We start from the raw sequence: 450 nt of genomic DNA, 5'->3' as shown, positions 1-450 counted from the left end.
TTCGAGGATCATTTTGGTGAGCTTAGTAACTTCCATTATGCGGTTACACGTGAGCAAGCGCTTCAAGTTTTAAAGGGCTTCATTCAAGAACGTTTAGTTTTGTTTGGTGATTATCAGGACGCCATGCAACAAGACGAGCCTTGGATGTTCCATAGTCATATCAGCTTTTATCTTAATGCAGGTTTGCTGACCGCCCATGAGGTGATTACTCAAGTCGAACATGCCTATCGCGAATATAATTTTCCTCTAAATGCGGTAGAAGGCTTTATTCGTCAGGTGCTTGGCTGGCGTGAATACGTGCGAGGTTTGTATTGGCACGAAATGCCCAAGTATGTTGATCAGAATTTTCTAAACGCTCAACGACATTTGCCGGGCTTCTTTTGGACTGGCGACACGCAGATGAACTGTCTCGCACAATGTATTAATGAGACCAAACAGAATGCCTATGCG

At 44.0% G+C, this 450-nt stretch carries 1 pseudogene; it reads left to right on the top strand.

The annotated features are described in order from the left end of the window. Window positions 1-450 (top strand): annotated as a pseudogene (locus A3739_RS29950) (cryptochrome/photolyase family protein); the annotation flags it as partial.

The sequence above is a fragment of the Oleiphilus sp. HI0067 genome (assembly GCF_001635735.1).
The sequence above is the reverse complement of the archived record's forward strand: the minus strand, read 5'-3'. Positions and strand labels throughout refer to the sequence as shown.